The following is a 21,674-nucleotide window of genomic DNA, read 5'->3' as shown; positions in this document are numbered from 1 at the left end:
CGAGTCATCGCGGGGTCGGCGCGATGTTGTGGTTGAGGTGGAAGACGTTGTCGGGATCCCACCGGTCCTTCAGGGCGGTGAGCCTGGCGAGCTTCTCGGCCGGATACGCCCGCCCGATCCCCGCCCGGCCCTCGTCCTCCTGCAGCGTGTTCACATAGACGCCGCTGGCGAACGGCGCCAACGACGCGGCGTACCGGCGGGCGCCGGCGAGGCGGGCCTCGTCCTCGGCCGGATCGCTCCACCTCGCGGCGGCCACGAACTCGACCACGGCGTCCCGGTGGCTGAACGCGGTCGCCTCGTCGGGCACTTCCGCGATCGCGCCGCCGTACGCCTGGAGGCTCGCGTTCGGGAGGGCCTCGCCCCGGCCGTCCGGCGTGCCTCGGCGCACGAACGCCTCGAGCGCCTCGTCGGTGAGCTCGCGGAAGTAATGGCCCTTCCAGTAGCGCCGGTGCGTGTGGCCCTCGACGTTGTCGTCCATCCGCTGCAAGTCCAAATAGGACATACCGGTCACCTGCTCGGCCACGGGCGTCCCGAGCGCGCGGAGCGCGTCGAGGAGCTCGGAGGCGTCGCGGCGTCTGCCGCTCCAGACGAAGCCGATCGCCGCCCGCGGTTCGCCGTCGACGTCGGCGACCGCCGCGGTCAGCGTCGCCGCTCGCGGGGCCTCGGCGAGGAGGTCCCGCCAGCCGCGAAGCGGTTCCAACGCGTCGTCGATCGGGAACCACAGGTCGGCGACCACCGCCTCGGCTTCGACCGGGTGCAGCCGGAACTCGAACTCGGTGACCACGCCGAAGTTGCCGCCGCCGCCGCGCAGGCCCCAGTACAGCTCCGGGTGCTCCTCTTCGGAGGCCCGCACCGTCTCTCCTTCGGCGGTGACCAGCTCGAACGATTCGACGTTGTCGCAGGAGAGCCCGTGCAGGCGCGCCAGCCAGCCCATGCCGCCCCCGAGCGTCAGGCCGCCGACGCCGGTGTGCGACACGTTCCCCGCGGTGGTCGCCAGGCCGCGCGGCAGGGTCGCCCTGTCGAGGGCGCCCAGCAGCGCGCCGCCCTGCACCCAGGCGCGGCGGCGCGAGGGGGAGACGTCGACCGCGCCCATCGGCGTCAGGTCGATCATGAGCCCGCCTTCGGGGACCGCGTGGCCGACGATGCCGTGCCCGCCGCACTTGACGCCGATCTCCAGGCCCGCCTCGCGGGCGTACCGGACCGCGGCGGCGACGTCGCTGCGGCGCGCGCATCGGACGATGGCCGCGGGACGCCGGTCGACCATGGCGTTCCAGACGGCGCGAGCGGGGTCGTACTCCTGGTCGTCGGGACGCAGCACCGCGCCGGAGATCCGCTCGCGCAGCCGGCTGAGCCGCTCGTCGTTCGACATGGTCATGAAAGTGCTCCAAGGGGTATCGGTCGGGCCGGGGCCGGGAGACGGGCCGCCGGCGCCGAGGGGATGGTGTGACCTCATCCGATCCTGCCGCATCGGGAGGCCGAAAGGAGGTCGACCGGCCCGGTGAGCGCGATCGCGCGTGCCGGAGAGGGGCCCGGCGTGCGCGATCGTCCGTTAGACGCGGTACGAGAGGACGACGACGCCCGATCCGAACGTCTCGGTCCCGACCAGTTCGAGGCGGGCGTTCAATCCCTCGGTGAGGATCGTGTCCTCGACGGTGCCGACGCCGGCGAGCACCGGGTGGAGCCACAGGTGCAGCTCGTCGAGCAGTCCGTGCCGGAGAAGGGCTCGCGCCACCGGCCCGAAGCCGTGCATGAGGAGCCTCTCGTCGGATTCCCCCTTGATCGTCTCGACCTCCTCGATCAGGTCGCCCTTGAGGACCGTCGAGTGCTCCCAGTCCGCCCGCTCCAGCGTTCGCGACGCGACGTACTTGGGCATCGAGTTGATCCGGTCGGCGTAGGCCCCGTCGCGTCCGGGCCACACGCCCGCATACGCCTCATAGGTCTTCCTGCCCATGAGCAGGGCGTCGGCGGCGGTCAGCTGTTCGAGCGTGAGCCGGTTCGTGTCCTCGTCGATCAGATCGAAGTGCCAGTGCTCCATGTGGTTGACGACCCCGTCGAGGCTGATGAAGGTGGAGTTGACGATCTTCCCGGTCATGGGTCGCTCTTTCCTGTCGCATTTCGAGAGGGGTGGCCGCCGCGGACCGACGGCCCGCGGCATGTCGCCGCTACCAGCGTCGATCGCCGGACGCCTCGGCGCATTGCACCGAGGGGGAACATTCGGCGGACGCGCGGGTGCGCGTCTCGCCGGGCGAAACGGACGTCGACGCCGCGACCCGCCGTTCCCGAAGCTACCGGCCGCGGTGCCCACCGCCCTCTCATCCGCCTCTCACGGCGCGGCCGGTGGGCGCGCCGTAAGGCCGCGCGGCCGTCCACCCACCGCGAGAGCGAGACGTGAGCGCTGGTCCGGGCCCCGTGGATAGCGTTGACCGACCGTCCGCGCCGAACACCCGGCGGCAGGGCGCTCAGAAGATCGGGCCGTTCGCGTGCCGCACCGTTCTCCGTGCGAGCGGCGCGAACCGAGGGAAGGGAGCGCGATGACAGCGACGATCCGAATCGGACTCCTGGGTCCCTTCCAGGTCACCGTCGACGGCATGCCGAGGGCCGTCGAGGGGCAGCGCCGACGCGCGGTCCTCGCCGCCCTCGCCCTCGCGGTCGGGAAGCCGGTCCGCAGCACCACGCTCGCCACGCACGTCTGGGGCGAGGACTTCTCGTCCGCGCGGCACCGCCTGCACACCGCCGTCAACCGCCTGCGCCAGGTGATCGGCACCGAGACGGTCCGCGCCTCGGCCGGTGAGTACACCTTGGCCCTGCCGCCCGAGGCCGTCGACGTCCACCGGTTCCGCGCCCTGGTCGCGGAGTCGAACCGCGTCGACGGGGCCGCCGAACTGGCATTGCTCGACCGGGCGCTCGACCTCTGGCGCGGCGAGCCCTTGGCCGACATCGAAGCCGAGTCGCTGGTGCTCGCGCACGTGCCGTCGCTGATGGAGGAGCGCCTGCGCGTGATCGAGCGGCGCGTCGACCTGATCCTGGAGGCGGGCGGCCACGCCGAACTCGTCGCCGAACTGCACGACCTCACGACCCGGCATCCGCTCCGCGAGTTCCTGTGGTCGCGACTGATGCTCGCGTTGCACCGATCCGGGCGCCAAGCCGAAGCCCTCGGCGCGTACCAGCGCATCCGGACGCTGCTCGCCGACCGGCTCGGCGTGGACCCCGGCGCCGAACTGCAACGGGTCCACCGAGCGGTCCTGCGTCCCGCGGAGGGGCCCGAGCCCGTCCCGGTCCGCACCGACGTCCTGGTCAGCGTCCCGGCTCCACGACAACTGCCCACCGACATCGCCCGGTTCACCGGCCGCGCCGAACGGCTGGCGGACCTCGACCGGCTCCTCGAGACCGGTGGCGAAGCAGGCCGCCCGCCCGTCCCCATCGCGGTCGTCAGCGGCCCCGCCGGCGTCGGCAAGACCTCACTGGCCGTCCACTGGGCGCACCGCGTCGCCGAGCGGTTCCCCGACGGCCAGCTCTATCTGCACCTGCGGGGCCACCGCCCGAGCGAGCCGTTGGCGACGGACGCCGCGCTCATGGCGCTGCTGCTGTCACTCGGTACGCCGCCGCAGCAGATCCCGTCCGACACCGAGGGGCGGTCGGCGGCGCTTCGCACGGCGTTGGCCGGTCGGCGCGTTCTCCTGGTGCTCGACGACGCCCGCGACGCCGACCAGGTGCGGTCGCTCCTGCCCGGCGCCGACGGCCTGGTCCTGGTCACCAGCCGCAACCGGCTCCGCAGCCTGCGGCTGCGCGAAGGCGCGTGCCTGATGGAACTCGGCCCCTTCGCGCCGACCGAATCGGCCGCGCTCCTGCGGCGGACCCTCGGCGCCGAGGCGGTCGCGGGACGCTCCGGCACGATCGCCGAACTCGCCGACCTGTGCGGCCACCTGCCGCTGGCCGTCGCACTGGCCGCCGAGCGGGTCCGCAACACCGGCATCCCCCTGCCGGCGCTGGTCGAACAGGCCCGCGACGAGACCGCGCGCCTCGACGCGCTCGGGGAGGGGGTCGGCGGCGCCGATGACGTCCGGAGCGTCTTCTCATGGTCGTACCGGGCGCTGCCCGATCAGGCGGCCGCGATGTTCCGGGCGCTCGGCACCGCGCCCGGACCCGGAGTCGACGTGGAGGCCGCGGCCGTTCTCGGCAGGACGTCACCGCCGGTCGCCCTCCGACTCTTGGAGACGCTCGTCGACCACAGCCTGCTGCGCCGTTCCCGGCCGGGCCGGTACGAGCTGCACGGCCTGCTGCGCGTGTACGCCGCCGAGCTCGCCGCGGAGACGGACGAGCGCGAGCGCTCATCGTCCATGGCTCGGCGGCCGGGCCGGCACAACGGGACCGGTCCGGACGCCCGGTCGGATGCGCAGCCGACGCTGGTCCGCGCGGCCGGTCTGTGGAGGCGGGAGGCTCAAGGCGCCGCCGATCATTGACCGCCGCGAAGTCCGATCCTCGGAGGACATGGCAAAGGCGTCCGGCGGGGGTACGCCGGACGCCCTCTGAACACGCCGCATCGCTCACGACGACGTCATCGTCTAGCGGCGGGTGAGCCCGCAGCGGACGACGTGTTCATCCCAACGACCTGGCCGGCCCTGCCGGCCCGACTCGTCAGCTCCAGTCCCTGCTGGTGACGCGGGTGCCGTCCGGGTCGGTCTGCAGGTCGCGGTCACCGGTCACGCGGGTCCCGTCGGTGTCGTCGCCCGTGACGCGGGTGCCGTCCGGGTTCTCGCCCGTCACCCGAGTCCCGTCGGGATCGGTCACGGTCACGCGGGTCCCGTCCGAGTCGTCGCCGGCCTGGGCCGGGGCCGCGAAGGCGGCCACGGCGATTCCCGCCGCCAGCGAACCGGCGGCCATGATGCGGATGAATGCTGCGGAGGTGCGCCGAATCGGCGAACTGGTCGTCTTCACTGTCATGCGGCCACCGTATTCACGGCCGCTTACACGCCGCTCGCCTTCGGCTCACCGCTCGCTTACACGGGATGTTCCACCAAGGGGTGACGCCGAACTGGCGCAGCGGGTCCAATATCGGACCATGCCCCCAACGACCGGAACCGCCCCCTCGTTCGCCATCCTCGGGCCGCTGCTCGTGCACCGCGACAAGGCCCCGGTGGCGATCGGCGCCGAACGCGAACGCCTGCTGCTGGCGACGCTCCTGCTGCGCGCCGGCCAAGTGGTCGACGCCGACGAGCTCATCGACCGGCTCTGGCGCGACCGCCTGCCCGAGCGCCCCCGAGCCGCACTGCACACCTGCGTCTGGCGGCTGCGCCGCAAACTCGGCGAGAACGACAGCGGCCTGGAGACCGTCCCCAGTGGATACCGGCTCGCGACCACCGCCCGCGACCTCGACGGGTTCCGGAGCCTCGTCGCGCGCGCCGATCGCGCCCCCACGCCGGAGTGCTCGGTCGAGCTGCTGCGGCAGGCCCTCGACCTGTGCCGCGGACCCGTCCTCCCGGAACTCGCCGGCGGACCCCTGGACGATCTCATCGAGGGGGTCGCCGAGGAGGTGCTCGCGGTGCGTCGGCGCCGCATCGAGGCCGACCTCGCGGCCGGGCTGGGCGGCGAGCTGGTCCCCGAACTGCGAGCGCTCGTCGCGGCCCACCCGCTCCGGGAGGAGCCGTGGGCGCACCTGATGCTCGCGTTGCACCGAGACGGACGCCAGGCGGAAGCGCTCGGCGCCTATCGCCGCGTGTCCCGGCTGCTCGCCGACGAGCACGGCCTCGACCCGGGCGAGCGGCTCCGCGAACTGCACGAGGCGATCCTCGTGAGCGATCCGCGGCTCGGCGGGCCGAGCCGCCGGATCGCCGATCCGCTCGCCGGCTGGCGCGTCCGCAGGCAGCTGCCGCTCGACCTTCCCGACTTCGTCGGCCGCACCGGCCTGCTGGACGAGCTGGCCGCGCTGCTGGAGTCCGGCGGCGAGGCGCGGGTGCCGATCGTCGCCGTCTCCGGCCCGCCCGGGATCGGGAAGACGGCGCTGGCCGTCAAGCTCGGCCACCGCCTGGGCGAGGTCCTCCCCGACGGCCAGTGGTTCGCCTCGCTCGGCGGGGCGACCGATCCCCGGGGCGCGCACGAGGTGGCCGCCGACCTGCTCCAGGCCTCGGGCATGCCCGGAGCCGAGATCCCCGCCGAGCCTTGCGCGCGTTCGGCGGCGCTGCGCGACCGCCTCGCCGGACGCCGGGTGCTGCTCGTCCTCGACGACGCCGCCGACGTCGACCAGGTGCGGCCGCTGCTGCCCGGCGCACCCGGATCCGCGGTGGTCGTGACCGGTCGCGGCGATCTCACCGGCCTCGCGGTCAGCCACGGCGCGCGCATGGTCACGCTGGGAGCGCTGGGCATCGACGAGGCCGAGACGCTGCTCGCGACGCTCGCCGGCTCCGACGCGGCCGACCGCTCCGATGTGGCGGCGGCGGCCCGCCGCTGCGGCGGCGTCCCCCTCGCCCTTCGCATGGCGGGCGCCGCGCTCGCGGCCGACGCGCCGCCCGACGACCCCGTCGACGGCGTGCGGGCGGCGTTCGACGAGACGTACCGGGCGCTGCCCGCCTGCGCCCGGACCGTGTTCCGGTTGACGGCGGCGGCCGGAACCGAGACGATCAGCGTCCCGGCGATCGCCGCGCTGGCGGACGTCACCGAAGAGCGGGCCCGCGAAGCGGTCGAGGCGCTGGAGCGGGCCGGGCTGTTCCAGCGGCCCCGGCCCGGGCACTACCGGCTCCACGACCTGCTGCGCGAATACGGCCGGGACCGTTCCCGCGAAGAGGACGACCCCGAGTTCCTCGCCTCGGCCGCCGCGCGGATGCTGGACTGGTACGCGGCGACGGCCCATCGGGCGGCCGGGGAGCTGCCCGCGAGCAATCTCGCCGCCCCGCCGATCGAACCGGGCGTGTCCGAGCCCCTCCGATTCGACGGCCGCGACGCCGCGCTCGCGTGGTTCGACGCCGAGGCCGACGAGCTGGTGGCGCTGTCGCGGATCGCCGAAACCCGCGGGCACCCGGCCGCCTGGTGGCTGGCCGACGCGATGCGCGCCTACTGCTACTTCGGCGGCGACTGGCGCCGCCTCGAACGGATCGCCGACTCCGGCGAGCGGGCGGCCCGCCGACGGGGCGACCTCCAGGTTCGCGCCCGCATGACGCGGCACCTCGGCACGGCCGCCGTCCTGCGCGGCGACCTGGGGGCCGCGACCCGCTTCGACGAGGCGGCGGTGGCGCTCGCCCGGGAATCGGGCGACCCCGTCGAAGAGGCACGAGCCCTCATCGGCCTGGCCGACGACTACACCGAGCACGGCCGCGCCGCCCAAGCCGTCGCGCTGCTCACCCGGGCGCTCGAGCGCAGCCGCAGCGGCGGCGACGAGGTGACCGCCGCCAACGCCCTGTTCAGCCTCGCCACCAGTCGGCGGCGGCTCGGCCACCTCGAAGCGGCGGAGGAGGACCTCACCCGGGCCCGGGACCTGGCGGCCGTCCACGGCGCCACGCACGGGGAGATGGTGTGCCTGCTCGAACTGGGAGCGCTGTGCCAGCAGCGCGGCGACCTCAAGGCGGCCCGCGTCCACCTGGAATCCGCGCGGCGGCTCGCGGCGGCCACCTTCTACCGCCTGCCCGAACTCGACGTCTACAGTGAACTGTCCCTGGTGCTGTCGATCGGCGGCGACGGCCGCGCCGCCCTGGACGCCGCGCGCCGCGGCCACGAACTGGCGCTCGACAACGGCACCGAGAGCGCCTCGATCCACGTCGCCTGGGGGACGGCACTGCTGCGCACCGGCGCGCCCGGCGAGGCCATCGACCACTACTACCAGGCGCTGCACCTGTCCACCGGCGATCTCGCCCGGCCCCACGCCCGCGCCAGGATCGGCCTCGCCGCCACCTACGTCTCGGTCGGCCGGGCCGAGGCCGCCGCGCAGCAGGCGGCACGGGCCGCCGCGCTCGCGTCGAGCGCCGTGCTCCCCCTCGAGCAGTCGCTGGCCACCACCTTCCAGGCGTGGGGCCGGTTCACCGGCGGTTCGCTCCGGCAGGCCGCCGAACTCGCCGAGACCGCCGCCGACATGTACGCGGCCTGCGGCTCCGCCGTCGGCGAGGCGCTGAACTCGCATCTGCTCGGACTCGTGGCCCGCGAATCGGGCCGGACGGAGGCCGCTCACCGGCACTGGCGCACGGCGCTCGCGCTGTACGAGCGGATGGCCATGCCCGAGGCCGCGGCCGTCCGCATCCTGCTCGGAGGCGCACCGGCCCCGCCGGGCGTCTCCGGCCGCTGACCCGACCGGCCCCGTTTTAAGGCCGCGCCTCCCGCGCCCCGCCCGGGCTACCCTGTGGTCCTACGCGTCATGATCACGGATCTGCACGCGGTGTCCCGAGGTGACCTGGAGCGGATGGTGCTGAACCTGTCGTCGCACGGCGTGGCCGCCACGAAGTTCGGCGTGCCGCCCGCCGGCGGCGCGAGCCTGCGCCGGCCCCGCCTCGTCGAACGACTCGATGCGGGCGTCCAGGGCTCGCTGATCCTGGTGTCGGCGCCCGCCGGTTCCGGCAAGACGACGATGCTGGCCGACTGGGCCCGGCGGCGGCGCGGACGGACCGCGTGGATCTCACTGGACCCCGAGGACGATCGCGAGGACCGCTTCTGGCGACTGGCGGCCGTGGCGGTGGGGCGCGCCGCGGAACCCGAGACGCCCGACTCGCTGCAGCCGCTGCTGCAGACGCCCGGTCCCCTCGCCAAAGGCGAGATCGTGGCCGCACTCGTGAACGCGCTGGAAGGCATGCCCGGGGGCCTGGTGCTGGTGCTCGACGACTTCCATCTGATCGAGTCCGAGACGGTGCACGAGACCATGGCCCTGCTGCTCACCAGGCTGCCGTCCCGGACGTGCGTGGTGCTCGCCGGACGCACCGAGCCGCCGCTGCCCCTGTCCCGGCTCCGCGTGAGCGGCCGGCTGACCGAACTCGGCGCCGCCGACCTGCGTTTCTCCGCCGAGGAGTCGGCGCCGCTGCTGCAGGAGGCGTGGGGCTTTCAGGCCTCGAAGGCGACCGCGGCCGCCCTCGCCGAGCGGACCGAGGGCTGGGCGGCCGGGTTGCAGCTGGCGGCGCTGGCCCTCCGCGACCATCCCGACCCGGACACCGCCGTCCACGATTTCACCGGGACGCACCGGCACGTGTTCGACTACTTCAGCGAGGAGGTCCTCGCGCGCCAGAGCGACCGGGTGACCGCGTTCCTGGTGCGCTGCTCGCTGCTGGAGGAGCTGACCGGACCGCTGTGCGACGCCGTCACAGGGGGGACCGGCGGGACCGAGCTGCTCAAGGAACTGGAGTGCGCGAACCTGTTCCTGCAGCCGATGGACGGCGAGCGGCGGTGGTACCGCCTGCATCAGCTGTTCCGCGACCTGCTCCGGGCGCGATTGGAGCAGGAGTCGCCGTCGATCGTGCCGGAGCTGCACCGCCGTGCCGGCGAATGGTACGAACGCCACGGGCTGGACGGCCAGGCCGTGTGGCACGCGGCGGCGATCCAGGACTGGGCATGGGTGGTGCGACTCGTCGACCCGCACTTGGAGGCGGCGATCGTCAAAGGGGGCGACTTCGCGGACGTGGACGAGTGGCTGAGCCGCCTCCCGGATGCGGTGGTGCGGGGCGACATACGCCTGTGCCTGGCGAAGGCGGCCATCGAATGGCATCGGTACCGGTTCGACGAAGTGGAACGGCTGCTCGGCTCGGCCGAAGCGGCCTCGGCCGCCGCACCGGGGCGGCGCTACCCGACGCACGGCGGCACGGTGGCCGACCCGATGGCCGCCATCGCGTTGCTGCGGGGCGAGATGGCCGGCGTCCGGCGCGATGGCGAGGCCGAGCGCCGTCACGCCTCCACGGCCCTGCGCCACCTGGGATCCGACGAGCACGGGCCGCGGTTCTGGGCGCGGTTGATGACCGTGATGGCCCACTGGCACGAGGGCCGTATGGACCTCGCCGAAAGCGGGATACTCGGCCTGCTCGCCGAGACCGAGATCAGTCCGGACGAACGACTGCTGATGCTGCGTCTGCTCGGAGTGACACAGCATTACCTGGGGCGGCTCGGCGACGCCGCCCGGACCGTTGCGGAGGCGCTGGAGTCGGCGGCGGGGAACAGGACCGCTTCTCGCGCCTTCGAGTGCATCCTCCAGTACAAGCTCGCGCGGGTGCTGTACGAGCGAGGCGAACTCGCCGAGGCGAAGGAGCGGACGGTGCGGGTGGTCGACCTGGCCCGGCAGCTCGTGGAATCGTGGTACCTGTGGATCGGCCTCGATCTGCTCGCCTGGCTCGAACTCGCCGAAGGGAAGGTCGATGCCGCCTTGCGCCACATGGACGAGGCCTGCGGGCAGGCGGCCGGGCTCGTGGACGTCTGGCCGGTCGAGGCCGGGCGCGCCCGCCTGGACCTGGCGGCGGGGCGGCCCGATCGCGCCCGGGCGTGGGCGCGGCGGCGCGGAATGTCCAGTGAGGACCCGGTTTGCTTCGCGAACGAACGAGACTACCTGGTGTACGCGCGCGTGCTGCTCGCCGAGGGCGAACCCGCACCGGCCCGGCGCCTCCTGGCACGGCTCGGCGAGGACGCCGAATTCGGGCACCGCGTCGTCACCGTGATCGAGGTCCGCGTCCTCGAGGCGATGGCGGCCAAGGCCGACGGCGACCAGGACGGCGCGCTTCGCGCGTTGTCCGCCGCGCTGGAACTCGCCGAGTGCGAAGGTCACGTCCGCGTCTTCGTCGACGAAGGCCGGCCGATGGCCGACCTGCTGCGCGGTGCGGTGCGAGTGCGGACCCGCGGCCACGCCGACGCGCTCTCCCCGCGACTGCGGGCCTACGCCGCCGAACTCCTCCGGGCCTTTCCCGAAACCCGAACCTCCGGCCGGCGAAGCGACACCTTGACCAACCGCGAACTCGAAGTCCTCACCCTGGTCGCCGAGGGCCGACGCAACCAGCAGATAGCCGAACACCTGACGGTCACCCTCGACACCGTCAAGAAGCACATGAGCCACATCTACACCAAACTCGGCGTCTCCAGCCGAACCGAAGCCCTCCGGCGCGCCCGAGACCTCAACCTGCTCCACTGACCGGCGCACCGCCGCGAACCGCGTCCCCTGAGCTGCGGAGGCGGGCCCTGCGGCGCGGGCCGTGCCCGGCGCGTACCGCGCGGCGTACCCGCCTTCGCCGTACCTGTGATTTGCGGGGCGTTGCTATCGTTATGGGACCCTTGGCATTCCCCCGAGGCGACGCATTCCCGAGGAGTCCGCATGAGTTCCCCCGCCGATCAGTCCGGCATCATCGGTGCGCTTGAGCAGGCCCTACAGGTCGCCAAGGACGGCCAACGGGCGCAAGAGGAGGCGGGGAACAGCACCGTCGAGGTGGAAGCGGCGAAGGGCATGGTGCGGGTCGAAGCGACACTGGCGGGCAAGGTGACCGTCACCATCGACAACCCCCGCGCGATGCGCCTGGGCAGCGCGGAACTCGCCGAGGAGATCACCATCGGCGTCAACGCCGCCCTCGACAAGGCTCGCGAGCAGGCCGGCCTTCCCGGTGCCGTCGACCTCGACGCGCTCAACGAGAAGGTCGAGGAGATCCAGCAGCAGTCGGTGCAGCAGCTCAGCTCGTTCATGTCCACGCTGGCGGACTCGCACGCGCGGATCGTGCGCGCCGCGGCCGAGAGCAAAGGCGTGAACTGATGGCGGGGATCCAGATCGACCCCGACGAACTCGACCGGGCGGGGCAGAGCATCGAAGGGACCGCCGAGCGGTTCTTCGCCGCCGTCGACCGGTTCGCCTCGAGCATCGAAGGCGTCGGCGAGGCGTGCGGCGGCGATGAGATCGGCGGCCTGATCGAGCAGGCGCACACCGAGGTCTTCGAGTGGGCCAAGGAATGCTTCGCGGAGGCGGCCCAGTCGATGGCCGACGCGGGGTTCGACGTCCGCGACTTCGCCGCCCAGCACCTGGCCGCCGACGACGAGATCGCGCAGATCTTCACCCGGCTCAGCAGCGACCTGGGAGGCGGCTCCTGATGGCGATCATGCTCCCCTCCGAACTCGCCGGCCTGCTGGGCGTCCTCGGTTTCGACTGGCCGCAGTCGAACGAGGACAACCTCATGGACTTCGGCCAGGTGTGGATGGACTTCGGCTCAGAGCTGTCGGAGATCGCCGGGGAGGCGGGCGGCAACGCCGCGCAGGCCTGGACCGACCAGATCGGCAAGGACATCGACGCCTTCAAGACCTGGTGGGAAAGCGAGGACGGGCCCGCGAGCATCCTCGACAGCGGGTCCATCGGCGCGATGATCGGCGGCGTCGGCCTCATCATCTGCTCGATCATCGTGCTGGTCCTGAAGATCATGGTGATCGTGCAGCTGGTCATCCTGGCCGTGCAGATCGCCATCGCCATCGCCCAGGCCGCGGTGACCTTCGGCGCCTCGCTGCTGCAGGTCCCCATCTTCCAGCAGCTCGCCCGCACCGTCGTCGGGAACCTCATCCAAGAGGCGATCTTCAAATTGATGGAAGCGTAGACAGGGCGAACGATGGCGAAGAAATCGGGTGGCAACAAGCTGATCCGCGCCGCGCTCGACTTCATCAAGAAGGCCGAGAACCCGCGGAACAAGTCACTCCCCGGCAACCCGAGCCGCATGGACGGGTGGGGGGCCCGGCACGTGCTCCAAGGGCACGAGAACCGCGGCAAGAACTTCGGATCCGGATACCATGCCAGGCCCGGCGGCAGCGACATGCCGGGACGCCGCATCAAGCCCAATTCCCGAAAGGACATCGGCAACGGCGTCTATGAGGCCGAGCCGGAGTTCTACGATTCGTCGCGAGTGCCGCCGTGGAAGGGAAAGAAAGGCGGCAGCTCCACATTCTTCCCCGATGACTGGTCGCCGGAGAAGATCGACAATTCCATCGGAAAGGCGTTCGGCGGCAGCTCACCGCACCCGACTGATCCGAACAAATGGGTCGGACGGGCCAATGGTATCGTCATCGAGGGATTCTATGACACGTCGAAGCCGGGAGGCTACTCCCACGGCTGGCCGTCCAAGAAGCAATAGGAGAATGGTGAACCCGGATGCCGCTGCTCACTTTCAGGGATGACGACTTCTTCGGTCCCGTCGCAGTGGACGCGCCTTCCAGGTACCGGCAATTGGCCGCCTGGCTCGCTTCGGGCATCGGACACGACTTCAAAGGCTGCCTCGACGCGCTCGAACTCGTCGACGACGCGCTGAAAGGCCAGGCGCAGACCGAGGAATGGGGCGGCGAAGGCTGGTCGGTGCATTTCGGCACCGACGCGCTGCACCTCGAGCACCAGTACGGCGACGACCCTGAGGCGGTATACGACCTCGGTCAGGCGCGCGAAGCCATCGAGGACTTCTGGCGCTTCCTCACGGGTCTCCCCGAACGGAAGGTCAGACGCCGGTTCCGGCCCGACCTGCCCGAATGGCAGGCCGACCTCCTCCAGTGGGAGGAGTCCTGGAACCGCCGCCACCCCTACCGGGGCCGACTCGGCATCCCCGAGCACGGACCGGCTTGAGGCCGGGCCGGAGAAGGAAGGACCTGGGCGGCGAAGGCGCGGACTGACGATCGCCGCCCTCTAAGTCGATGTCGGCTTCGTGACTCGATTCGCAATCGAACGGGACTCCGCCGACCGCCGTCGGCAGGACCGTCCTCGAATGCCGGGCCGCCGCCGCATCCTCAGCCCGGTTGAAGCGGTGCGTGAACACCGCGCCGCTGACACGATGCGTTGGCGTGACCGTCGCAAGAGCCGGCGGTCGCTGCTGTTTCCACGCGTGATCCGACAGGTCGGCGCGGCACCCCGGCGGCATCGTCATCCGGTCCGGTACGCCCGGAGGAACGCCCGCACTCCCTCGACGATGAGCGGTCGAACACGGGAGTCCTTCGCGGCGTTGGCCGAACCGAGCCTGCTGAGCGTGACACCGAAGGTCAGCGCGATGAAGTGGTCGGCCGCGAGCCGTGGGTCGGGGACCTCGAGCAGCCCGGCCTCGGCGAGCGCGGCGAACCGTTCGCCCATGGCCTCCTCGGGCGCGTTCGTCAGCGCGCGGTCGTCCGGGTGGGGCAGGTGGCCGGAGGCGGTCCGGACGAACCGTTGCAGCGCGGTGTACTCCACGGAGTCGAGCATGTCGGTCGTGATCCGCAGCGAGAACGCGACCAGGGCGGGCTCCAGTTCGGCGGGGTCGGCGAGGCTGTCGAGCGTGTCCTCGAGGGTGTGCCGGATCGTGGCCAGCAGTGACTGGCCCACGGCGTCGAAGACCGCGTGCAGCAGGGTCTGCTTGTCGCCGAAGTAGTCGTAGACCGTCCGCTTGGACACCCCGGCATGCGCGGCTATCGCGTCGACGCTCGTTCGGTCGAAGCCCTCTGTGAGGAACAACTCGCGAGCCGACGAGAGGATGGCGGACCTCTTCTGTGCGGACCCCGCACGCAGCGTCTTCTCTGTCGGCATAGGCAGATCCTAACGGATCTCGGGCATGGCCCCCGATCGGTGGACCACGGAGCAACACTACACCGTGTAGTGTGAAATCAAATGGGGACCGGCGCGAAACGGTCGTCGGATCCTCACCGGCGATGCGCAGACGGCGCCCGGAAGCGGCGGACGCAGCGCGGCGCTCCACCACGGGCGAAGTCCGCGCTCCCCGCTCGGGACCAACGACGAAAAGGACGTCTATGACAGTCACCCTGGAGGCCCCTGTCCGCACCGGGAAACCGGCGATCGGTGCCCTCGGCATCCTGGCCCTCTCCCTCGGCACCCTGCAGGCGGTGGTCGAACCTTCACTCCCGCTGCTGCAACGCGATCTCGGCATCGGCCCCGCCGAAGGCTCCCTCATCTTCATCACCCTCCTCATCACCGGCGCGGTCGTCGCGCCCATCGCCGGGAAGCTCGGCGACCGCTACGGCGGCAAGCGAGTCCTGGTCGTCTTGATGACGGTGGTCTCGGTCGGCGGCCTGTGCTCCAGCGTGGCGCCGAACCTGCCGGTGCTGCTGCTCGGCCAGGTCCTGCAGGGCGCGATGGTGGGCGCGCTGCCGCTCTCGTTCATCCTGGTGCGCAAGCACCTCCCGCCGGGCCAGACGCAGGTGGCCGTCGGGATCGTCAGCGGCCTGTTCACAGGCGGCAGCCTGGTCGGCATGCTGATCGCCGGGCCGATCGCGGAAGGGCTGTCGCGACATTGGATGTTCGCGATCCCGACGATCGCGATCATCGCGGCGACGTTGACCGTGGCCTGGATGATGCCGAACGACCCGCCGGCCGAGTCGGGCTCCAGGATCGACTGGCTCGGCGTGATCCTCCTGAGCGCCACACTGGTCGCGCTCGTGCTCGGGTTCATGGCGGTGACGAGCGGCGGCCTGCCACCGCTCGCGGTCGGCGCCGTCACCATAGGCGTGGCCGCCCTCGCGACCGGCTGGGTCGCGGTCGAACGCCGGGTCTCCTCGCCGATGGTCGATCTGCGCATGCTGGCGACCCCCGCCATGTGGAGCTCCTGTGTGGTCACGCTGCTCATGAGCCTCGGTTTCGGGATGACGGTGTACCTCGTCCCGCAGCTGTTCTCGGTCTCCGCCGAGGGCTACGGATTCGGGGCCAGCTCAAGCGACATCGGACTGTTCCTGCTCCCCGCGACCATCGCCGGGGTGGCGGCCGGAACGGTCGCCGGGATCGCTTCGCGGCGTTTCGGTCCACGTGCCGTGATCACCGCGGGCGCCGTCGTCACGGCGACCGCCCTGATCGCGCTCGCCGTGCTGCACGACGCGACCTGGCAACTGATCGTCGTGAGGGCGCTGACCGGGTTCGCCGTCAGCGTCAGCGCCACGGCGCTGCTCGCCAGCACTGCCACCGCTGTGGCGGCCAAGGACACCGGCATCGCCACGAGCCTGCTCGTCGTGACCCGGGTGGTCGGCGTCGCCTTGGGCGCTCAGGTCGCCGGGGTGATCCTCGAAACCGGAACCGACACGGCGACGGACCTGCCGACCGAATCGGCCTTCACCTCCGGCTTCGTCATCGCCGGCGCCATCGCCGCACTGTCACTGCTCGTCGTTCGCGTCATGAAGAAAGGAACCCAGGTATGAGCACTTCGAGAGGCACGGTCCTGATCTCCGGCGCCAGCATCGCCGGACCCGCGCTGGCGTACTGGCTGCACCGGCACGGATTCGCGGTCACCGTAGTGGAGAAGGCGAGCGCACCGCGCGGCGGCGGCTACCCGATCGACGTGCGGGGGACCGCGGTAGCGGTGGCGAGCCGAATGGGGATCCTGTCGCGGCTGCAGGAGGCGCACATCGACTCGCAGCGGCTCACCTTCCTCGACGCCGACGGCGGCGAAGTGGCCTCGGTCCGCCCCCACGCCCTTGCCGGAAGCGTCGAGGGACGGGACCTCGAAGTGGCTCGCGGGGACCTGACGGCGATCCTCTACGCGGTGGTCCGCGACGATGTGGAGTTCCTGTTCGACGACTCCATCGACAGTCTCGATCAATCCGAACACGGGGTCGACATCGCGTTCCGCAGCGGCGATCAGCGCACGTTCGACCTGGTCGTCGGCGCCGACGGCATGCACTCGCGCACCCGGGGGATCCTGTTCGGTCCCGAGACCCGGTTCCACCGCTACCTCGGCTACTGCTTCGCCGTGTGCACCATGCCCAACATCCTCGGGCTCTCCCGCGAGCTCATGCTGTGGAACACCCCCGGCAAGGCCGCGGCGCTCTACGCCACCGGGGAGAACGACGATGAACTGCACGCCTTCCTGAACGTTCACCGACCCGAACCGCCGCTCGACGGCCTCGGGAACCGCGACGCGCAGGCGGACTGGATCGCCGAGGCCTTCGCAGGCGCCGGATGGAAGGTCCCCGACATCATCGACGCCATGCGAGAGGCGGACGACCTGTTCTCCGACACGGTCGGCCAGATCCGCATGCCCACCTGGTCGGACGGCCGGGTCGCACTCGTCGGGGACGCCGCGTACGCCCCCTCGTTCCTGACCGGGCAAGGCTCGAGCCTCGCCCTGGTCGGCGCCTATATGCTCGCGCATTCCCTGGCCGCGAACCGGAACCACACCGAGGCCTTCGCCGCCTACGAACGCGACACCCGGGCGTTCGTGGCCGCGAACCAGGCCCTGGTCGACCACGGCAGTGCGGGACTCTTCCCCACGACCGCGCGAGCCCTTGAGGAACGCAACACCAGGCTCCGCAACCTCGTCACCATGCCGGCCCCGCCAACACGACCGGCATATGCGGCCCTGACGCTGCCCGAACCCCGGTAAGTCCCTAAAGGACCGCAGAGTCGCTGGACCCGGAAGGCACCGGGACGAGCGGCGATGGGCCCCGACCGACAGGTCGGGGCCCATCGCCATGTCCGAAAGCGGCGCCGGTCGGGAACTCGTACGCCCAGGTCAGGGGCCTTCATCCGTGTGCCCGGACGAGCCGCTGCGACCGCGCCTTCCGCCCTGCGTCCACCGCGCCTCCCCCAAAGGTCGTAAGCGGATTTCCGACTCACGCCAGTCGCCGCGGACCCCCTCGCAACGCGAGGATCGACGTGTTCGAACACCAGGGCCGCCCGCACCGATCCCGCGGAGAAACCGACTCCCGACCGACTCGACAGGAACGAACATGCTCGACACCGAAACCACACCCCGTCGCGGCCGCATAGCGGCCCGAACGAGCGCCGCACTCGCCGTCGCCGCCCTCCTCGCCGCCACCGCCGCATGCGGCTCCGAACCCGTCCTCCCCGAGCAACGGGCCGACGAGCCGACCGCACCACAACCGCTGACCTCAGAGAACGTCGACGCCTGGCTCGACGACGTCCTCGTCCCCGAGCTGGAGGAGGACGGCATCGTCGGCGCCACCGTCGCGGTCGTCGGCGGCGGTGAAGTCCTCACCACCCGCGGCTTCGGATACGCCGACATCGAACGGCAGCTCCCGGTCGACCCGGAGCAGACGCTGTTCCGGATCGGCTCGGTCTCCAAGGTGCTCACCGCCAATGCGGTGATGCAGTTGGTCGAACAGGGGCGAATCGACCTCGACACTGACGTGTCCGCATATCTGGACTTCGAGTTCGAGCGCGAGTTCGACGACGACGTCACCATGCGTCACCTGCTGTCCCACACCGCCGGGTTCGAGGAGCGCCTTCGAGGGCTCATGGGCTCCGGCGACGTCTCGGCCGACCTCCGCGAGGCGCTCGTCAACGACCCGCCCGAGCAGGTGTACCGGCCCGGCACCACGCCCTCGTACTCGAACTACGGCAACGCGCTGGCCGGATACATCGTCGAACGCGTCAGCGGCGAGTCCTTCGAGGACTACATCGACCACCACCTCTTCGAGCCCCTCGGCCTGAGCGCGTCGACGTTCCGCCAGCCGCTGCCCGACGGCCTCCGGGACCAGATGTCGAACGGCTACACGGCCGACTCCGGCCCCGCCGAGCCCTTCGAGGTCGTCAGCATGCCGCCGGCCGGTTCGGCGTCGATGTCCACGGCCGACATGGCGCGGTTCATGATCGAGCAGCTCGGCGCGCTCCCCGACGAGCAGTCGCTGCTGAGCGACGAGACCCGCGAGCAGATGTTCGCCCCCGCGCTGACCGAGGAGGCACTGGGCGGCTTCGCCGAGGCGCCGCGAATGGCCTTGGGCTACTTCCAGACCGACCGCAACGGGCACCGCATCGTCAGCCACGGCGGCGACACCGAACTGTTCCACACCGAGATGCAGCTCTACCCCGATGACGGGGCCGGCATCTACATATCGGTCAACAGCAACGGCAATGAGAACGCGGACCTCCAGGCGCTGCGCACGGACCTGGTGCACGCCTTCGCCGACCGCTACTTCCCCGCCGAGTCGACCGACCGAGCGGCGGCCGTCGACGCCGAGACCATGCGGGAGAACGCCGAGGCGGCGGCCGGAACGTATGTGGCGTCGCGAGGCTTCCACAGCACCTTCCTGTCCGTGCTCGACGCGATCCAGACCTTCGAGTTCAGCGTCCTGGACGACGGCCGCCTCTACCTCGAAGCGCACCCGTTCACCGGCGAACCGACCGTCTACGAGCAGCTCGGCGACCACCTGTGGCAGGACGTGGCGAGCCAGGGCCAGATCGCGGTGCGAGTCGAGGACGGCGACGTCACCGGCATCGTGCACGACAACGCCTTCACCATGCTGCCGCTCTCGGCCGACCGCGCGATGGCGACGCCGGTCCTCCTGGCCTCCGCCGCGGTGCTCCTCATCGGACTGATCGCCTGGCCCGCCGCCGCGATCTACCGCAAGGTGCGCGGACGGCCCGCCCCCGAGCGCGGCGGCCGCCCGTACCGGACGCTGATCCGCATCGCGGCCGCGTGCAGCCTCCTCGCGCTCGCCGGCTGGGCGGCGATCGTCTTGACGCTCATGCAGCTGCAGGAGGTGCCCGACCTCGCCATCCGCGGCACGCAGGCCCTCCAGCTGATCGGACTGCTCGGCATGATCCCCGCCGCCGTCAAGGTCGTCCGCGACCTCCGCCGCAAGGCCGGCTGGAGGCCCGTGGCCTGGGCCGTGCTCATGCTGCTGGCCCTCTCCGGCATCGCGAACTTCGCCATCGAGTACCAGATGCTCGCGCCGGACCTCTCGTACTGACCGGTGCGGCCGCCGCTGATCCGAACGACTGCGACAGGATGACGATCATGACTGGACGTCTCGAAGCGACGGCCGCACCCACGCTCGGCGAACGAGTCGACGACCTGCTGGCCCGCCTGGGAGCCAAGAAGACCTTGACCCGGGACGCCGTGCTGGCGCTGGCGGCGGCGCTGATCAACTTCGGCATGTTCTGGGGGCTCGCCTACCTGGTGATGAGCGAGCCCACCGTCGACCTCACCGTCGCCGAAGCCCGTGCCGTCACCGCGATCGGCTGCGTCCAAGCGCTGCTGCTGTGTCTGCGGCGCCTTCGGCCGGCCCTGTGCCTCGCGGCGGTCGTGGCCTGCCAGGTGCCCGTCATCGTCATCGCGCCGGACATCATGGCCCACGGCCTCGGTCCGCTGATCGCGGCCTACACCTTCGCGGTCCGGGGATCGATCCGGTCCACGGCCGCCGCGGTCGCCGCGGCGGTGCTGACCGAGTCGGTCACCGCGATCGTGACCTCGCTGGCCGCCGCGAACGTCGACACGTTCGCGGCGGTCTCCAACCATCTCACCTCGAGCCTGCTGGCCTATGCGGTCGCCGCGTTCGTGGGCCTCCAGGTCGCGGCCAGGCGCCGGCAGCGGGCCCTCGAGCGCGAGCAGTCGGCCGCGGCGATCAGGGCCCACCGGGAACGGGCCGAGGCCGCGATCCGCGCCGAGCGGACCCGGATCGCCCGCGAGCTGCACGACGTGGCCGCGCATCACCTGTCGGGCATGGTCATCCAGGCGGCGGCCGTGGAGCGGCTGATCGACCGCGACGCCGCCTCGGCCAAGTCCGGGGTCGCGTGGATCCGCTCGGAGGGCAAGGCGACGCTGGAGAACCTCCGGCAGGTCGTGGGCCTCCTGCGCGACGGCGGCGAGGACGGCACCGCCCCGGTGCCCGGCCTCTCGGCGCTCCCGGCGCTGGTGGAGGAGAGCCGTGATCTCGAGGCGACGTTCACCTGCCGGGGCGAGCCGCTGCCGCTGCCGCCGATCGCCGACATCTCGCTCTACCGCATCGCGCAGCAGTCCTTGACCAACGCGAGGCAGCACGCGCCGGGAGCGCCGGTCGGCGTCGTCCTCGACTACGGTGAGCGGGAGATCGCGTTGGAGGTGTCCAACGGCCCGGCCCGCGGCGCTGTCGCCGACGTCGGGAACGGCGGCTCGGGCCTGCTCGGGATGCGCGAACGCGCCGACCTGGTCGGCGCGGCGCTCGACGCCGGACCGACCGCCGAGGGCGGCTGGCGGGTGCTGGTGCGCCTGCCGATCCGCGACGCCGACCGCCCCACCGACGACCACGACCAGGAGACCTAATGATCAGAGTGCTGCTCGTCGACGACCAGGCGGTGGTCCGCGCCGGGTACCGGGTGCTGCTCGAGGAGGCCGCGGACATCGAGGTGGTCGGTGAGGCGTCGAACGGGCCCTCCGCCGTGACGGCCTCGGCCCGCCTCGAGCCGGACGTCATCTGCATGGATGTGCGCATGCCCGGAGGCGACGGGATCGCGGCGACCCGACAGATCGCGGCCGACCGCCGGGGCGAACGGCCGGCGATCCTCGTGGTGACCACCTTCGACCTCGACGAGTACGTGTTCGGCGCGCTCGAGGCCGGGGCGAACGGGTTCATCCTCAAAGACTGCGAACCGGAGGACCTGATCCACGCGGTCAGGAAGCTCGCCGTCGGCGAAGGGCTGGTCGACCAGTCGGTGACGCGGCGGGTGATCACCGAGTTCGCCCGCCGGAGGAAGCCGCCGCAACCCGATCCCGCCGCCGCGGAGGCGCTCACCGCCCGCGAGACCGAGATCGTGCTGCTGCTGGCGCGGGGCATGTCGAACGCGGAGATCGCCCGGGAGCTGTTCGTCGAGCCCAGCACCGTCAAGTCCCACCTGGGCCGAGCCATGGCCAAAGTGGGCGCCCGAGACCGCGTCCAAACCGTGGTGTGGGCCTACCGGAACGGCCTCGTCCCCGACTGACCGGCCAGGCCTTGAGGATGTCGAGCGCGGGCGACCGGCGGACCAGACCGCCATCCTCGCTCACCGCTCGCCTCCACGTCCCGACTCGCAAGCGGCGCTTACGATGGCGGCC

General features: G+C 71.7%; 17 protein-coding genes. 13 read left to right on the top strand and 4 right to left on the bottom strand.

The annotated features are described in order from the left end of the window. Positions 1-4: 4 nt before the first annotated feature. Positions 5-1,369 (bottom strand): FAD-binding oxidoreductase, encoded by a 1,365-nt coding sequence (locus K3N28_RS21295; RefSeq protein ID WP_374209850.1) that lies wholly within the window; start codon positions 1,367-1,369, stop codon positions 5-7. 180 nt (positions 1,370-1,549) lie between these two features. After that, the gene (locus K3N28_RS21290; RefSeq protein WP_228094772.1) at positions 1,550-2,092 is read right to left on the bottom strand and encodes a dihydrofolate reductase family protein; all 543 of its coding nucleotides are present in this window, start codon (positions 2,090-2,092) and stop codon (positions 1,550-1,552) included. A gap of 439 nt (positions 2,093-2,531) precedes the next feature. On the opposite strand from K3N28_RS21290, the gene K3N28_RS21285 reads away from it, so the two are divergent. Continuing rightward, positions 2,532-4,460 (top strand): BTAD domain-containing putative transcriptional regulator, encoded by a 1,929-nt coding sequence (locus K3N28_RS21285; protein ID WP_228094771.1) that lies wholly within the window; start codon positions 2,532-2,534, stop codon positions 4,458-4,460. A gap of 175 nt (positions 4,461-4,635) precedes the next feature. Here the strand turns inward: K3N28_RS21285 and K3N28_RS21280 are convergent, their stop codons facing one another. Then, positions 4,636-4,941, bottom strand: coding sequence for a hypothetical protein (locus K3N28_RS21280; RefSeq protein ID WP_228094770.1), 306 nt, complete (start codon positions 4,939-4,941; stop codon positions 4,636-4,638). Between the two features lie 118 nt (positions 4,942-5,059). On the opposite strand from K3N28_RS21280, the gene K3N28_RS21275 reads away from it, so the two are divergent. The 7 genes from K3N28_RS21275 to K3N28_RS21245 all read left to right on the top strand — a co-directional run bounded on the left by K3N28_RS21275 (position 5,060) and on the right by K3N28_RS21245 (position 13,519). After that, on the top strand, positions 5,060-8,266 hold the full coding sequence (locus K3N28_RS21275; protein WP_228094769.1) for a BTAD domain-containing putative transcriptional regulator: 3,207 nt from the start codon (positions 5,060-5,062) through the stop codon (positions 8,264-8,266). A gap of 90 nt (positions 8,267-8,356) precedes the next feature. Continuing rightward, the gene (locus tag K3N28_RS21270) at positions 8,357-11,074 is read left to right on the top strand and encodes a LuxR C-terminal-related transcriptional regulator (protein WP_228094768.1); all 2,718 of its coding nucleotides are present in this window, start codon (positions 8,357-8,359) and stop codon (positions 11,072-11,074) included. 180 nt (positions 11,075-11,254) lie between these two features. Beyond that, entirely contained in the window at positions 11,255-11,683 is a 429-nt protein-coding gene (locus K3N28_RS21265) for a YbaB/EbfC family nucleoid-associated protein (protein ID WP_228094767.1), read from the top strand. Continuing rightward, complete coding sequence (locus tag K3N28_RS21260) at positions 11,683-12,015, top strand: WXG100 family type VII secretion target (RefSeq protein WP_228094766.1); 333 nt, start codon at positions 11,683-11,685, stop codon at positions 12,013-12,015. The genes K3N28_RS21265 and K3N28_RS21260 overlap by 1 nt, the downstream gene beginning before the upstream one ends. Next, positions 12,015-12,509 (top strand): hypothetical protein, encoded by a 495-nt coding sequence (locus K3N28_RS21255; protein ID WP_228094765.1) that lies wholly within the window; start codon positions 12,015-12,017, stop codon positions 12,507-12,509. Before K3N28_RS21260 ends, K3N28_RS21255 begins: the two co-directional genes overlap by 1 nt. Before the next feature lie 12 nt (positions 12,510-12,521). Further along, positions 12,522-13,040 (top strand): EndoU domain-containing protein, encoded by a 519-nt coding sequence (locus K3N28_RS21250; protein ID WP_228094764.1) that lies wholly within the window; start codon positions 12,522-12,524, stop codon positions 13,038-13,040. Positions 13,041-13,057: 17 nt separating this feature from the next. Next, positions 13,058-13,519 (top strand): hypothetical protein, encoded by a 462-nt coding sequence (locus tag K3N28_RS21245; RefSeq protein ID WP_228094763.1) that lies wholly within the window; start codon positions 13,058-13,060, stop codon positions 13,517-13,519. A gap of 294 nt (positions 13,520-13,813) precedes the next feature. On the opposite strand, the gene K3N28_RS21240 is transcribed toward K3N28_RS21245, so the two are convergent. Continuing rightward, the gene (locus tag K3N28_RS21240) at positions 13,814-14,446 is read right to left on the bottom strand and encodes a TetR/AcrR family transcriptional regulator (protein WP_228094762.1); all 633 of its coding nucleotides are present in this window, start codon (positions 14,444-14,446) and stop codon (positions 13,814-13,816) included. Positions 14,447-14,667: 221 nt separating this feature from the next. Between K3N28_RS21240 and K3N28_RS21235 the strand changes: the two genes are divergently transcribed. The 5 genes from K3N28_RS21235 to K3N28_RS21215 all read left to right on the top strand — a co-directional run bounded on the left by K3N28_RS21235 (position 14,668) and on the right by K3N28_RS21215 (position 21,562). Beyond that, positions 14,668-16,062, top strand: coding sequence for an MFS transporter (locus K3N28_RS21235; protein WP_228094761.1), 1,395 nt, complete (start codon positions 14,668-14,670; stop codon positions 16,060-16,062). Beyond that, on the top strand, positions 16,059-17,246 hold the full coding sequence (locus K3N28_RS21230) for an FAD-dependent monooxygenase (RefSeq protein WP_228094760.1): 1,188 nt from the start codon (positions 16,059-16,061) through the stop codon (positions 17,244-17,246). Before K3N28_RS21235 ends, K3N28_RS21230 begins: the two co-directional genes overlap by 4 nt. A gap of 346 nt (positions 17,247-17,592) precedes the next feature. After that, the gene (locus K3N28_RS21225) at positions 17,593-19,575 is read left to right on the top strand and encodes a serine hydrolase (protein WP_228094759.1); all 1,983 of its coding nucleotides are present in this window, start codon (positions 17,593-17,595) and stop codon (positions 19,573-19,575) included. A 47-nt stretch (positions 19,576-19,622) separates the two neighbouring features. Next, positions 19,623-20,906, top strand: coding sequence for a sensor histidine kinase (locus tag K3N28_RS21220; RefSeq protein WP_228094758.1), 1,284 nt, complete (start codon positions 19,623-19,625; stop codon positions 20,904-20,906). Continuing rightward, positions 20,906-21,562 (top strand): response regulator transcription factor, encoded by a 657-nt coding sequence (locus K3N28_RS21215; protein ID WP_228094757.1) that lies wholly within the window; start codon positions 20,906-20,908, stop codon positions 21,560-21,562. Before K3N28_RS21220 ends, K3N28_RS21215 begins: the two co-directional genes overlap by 1 nt. Positions 21,563-21,674 lie beyond the last annotated feature (112 nt).

Origin of the sequence: Glycomyces sp. TRM65418, from assembly GCF_019710475.1 — a bacterium.
In the GTDB taxonomy this organism is placed as follows: Bacteria; Actinomycetota; Actinomycetes; order Mycobacteriales; family Micromonosporaceae; genus Glycomyces.
This window is presented reverse-complemented; position numbering and strand designations above follow the sequence as displayed.

Coding starts and splice junctions, on each gene's coding strand:
- K3N28_RS21295 (WP_374209850.1), bottom strand. CDS start 1,369: ATGTCGAACGACGAGCGGCTCAGCCGGCTGCGCGAGCGGATCTCCGGC.
- K3N28_RS21290 (WP_228094772.1), bottom strand. CDS start 2,092: ATGACCGGGAAGATCGTCAACTCCACCTTCATCAGCCTCGACGGGGTC.
- K3N28_RS21285 (WP_228094771.1), top strand. CDS start 2,532: ATGACAGCGACGATCCGAATCGGACTCCTGGGTCCCTTCCAGGTCACC.
- K3N28_RS21280 (WP_228094770.1), bottom strand. CDS start 4,941: ATGACAGTGAAGACGACCAGTTCGCCGATTCGGCGCACCTCCGCAGCA.
- K3N28_RS21275 (WP_228094769.1), top strand. CDS start 5,060: ATGCCCCCAACGACCGGAACCGCCCCCTCGTTCGCCATCCTCGGGCCG.
- K3N28_RS21265 (WP_228094767.1), top strand. CDS start 11,255: ATGAGTTCCCCCGCCGATCAGTCCGGCATCATCGGTGCGCTTGAGCAG.
- K3N28_RS21260 (WP_228094766.1), top strand. CDS start 11,683: ATGGCGGGGATCCAGATCGACCCCGACGAACTCGACCGGGCGGGGCAG.
- K3N28_RS21255 (WP_228094765.1), top strand. CDS start 12,015: ATGGCGATCATGCTCCCCTCCGAACTCGCCGGCCTGCTGGGCGTCCTC.
- K3N28_RS21250 (WP_228094764.1), top strand. CDS start 12,522: ATGGCGAAGAAATCGGGTGGCAACAAGCTGATCCGCGCCGCGCTCGAC.
- K3N28_RS21245 (WP_228094763.1), top strand. CDS start 13,058: ATGCCGCTGCTCACTTTCAGGGATGACGACTTCTTCGGTCCCGTCGCA.
- K3N28_RS21240 (WP_228094762.1), bottom strand. CDS start 14,446: ATGCCGACAGAGAAGACGCTGCGTGCGGGGTCCGCACAGAAGAGGTCC.
- K3N28_RS21235 (WP_228094761.1), top strand. CDS start 14,668: ATGACAGTCACCCTGGAGGCCCCTGTCCGCACCGGGAAACCGGCGATC.
- K3N28_RS21230 (WP_228094760.1), top strand. CDS start 16,059: ATGAGCACTTCGAGAGGCACGGTCCTGATCTCCGGCGCCAGCATCGCC.
- K3N28_RS21225 (WP_228094759.1), top strand. CDS start 17,593: ATGCTCGACACCGAAACCACACCCCGTCGCGGCCGCATAGCGGCCCGA.
- K3N28_RS21220 (WP_228094758.1), top strand. CDS start 19,623: ATGACTGGACGTCTCGAAGCGACGGCCGCACCCACGCTCGGCGAACGA.
- K3N28_RS21215 (WP_228094757.1), top strand. CDS start 20,906: ATGATCAGAGTGCTGCTCGTCGACGACCAGGCGGTGGTCCGCGCCGGG.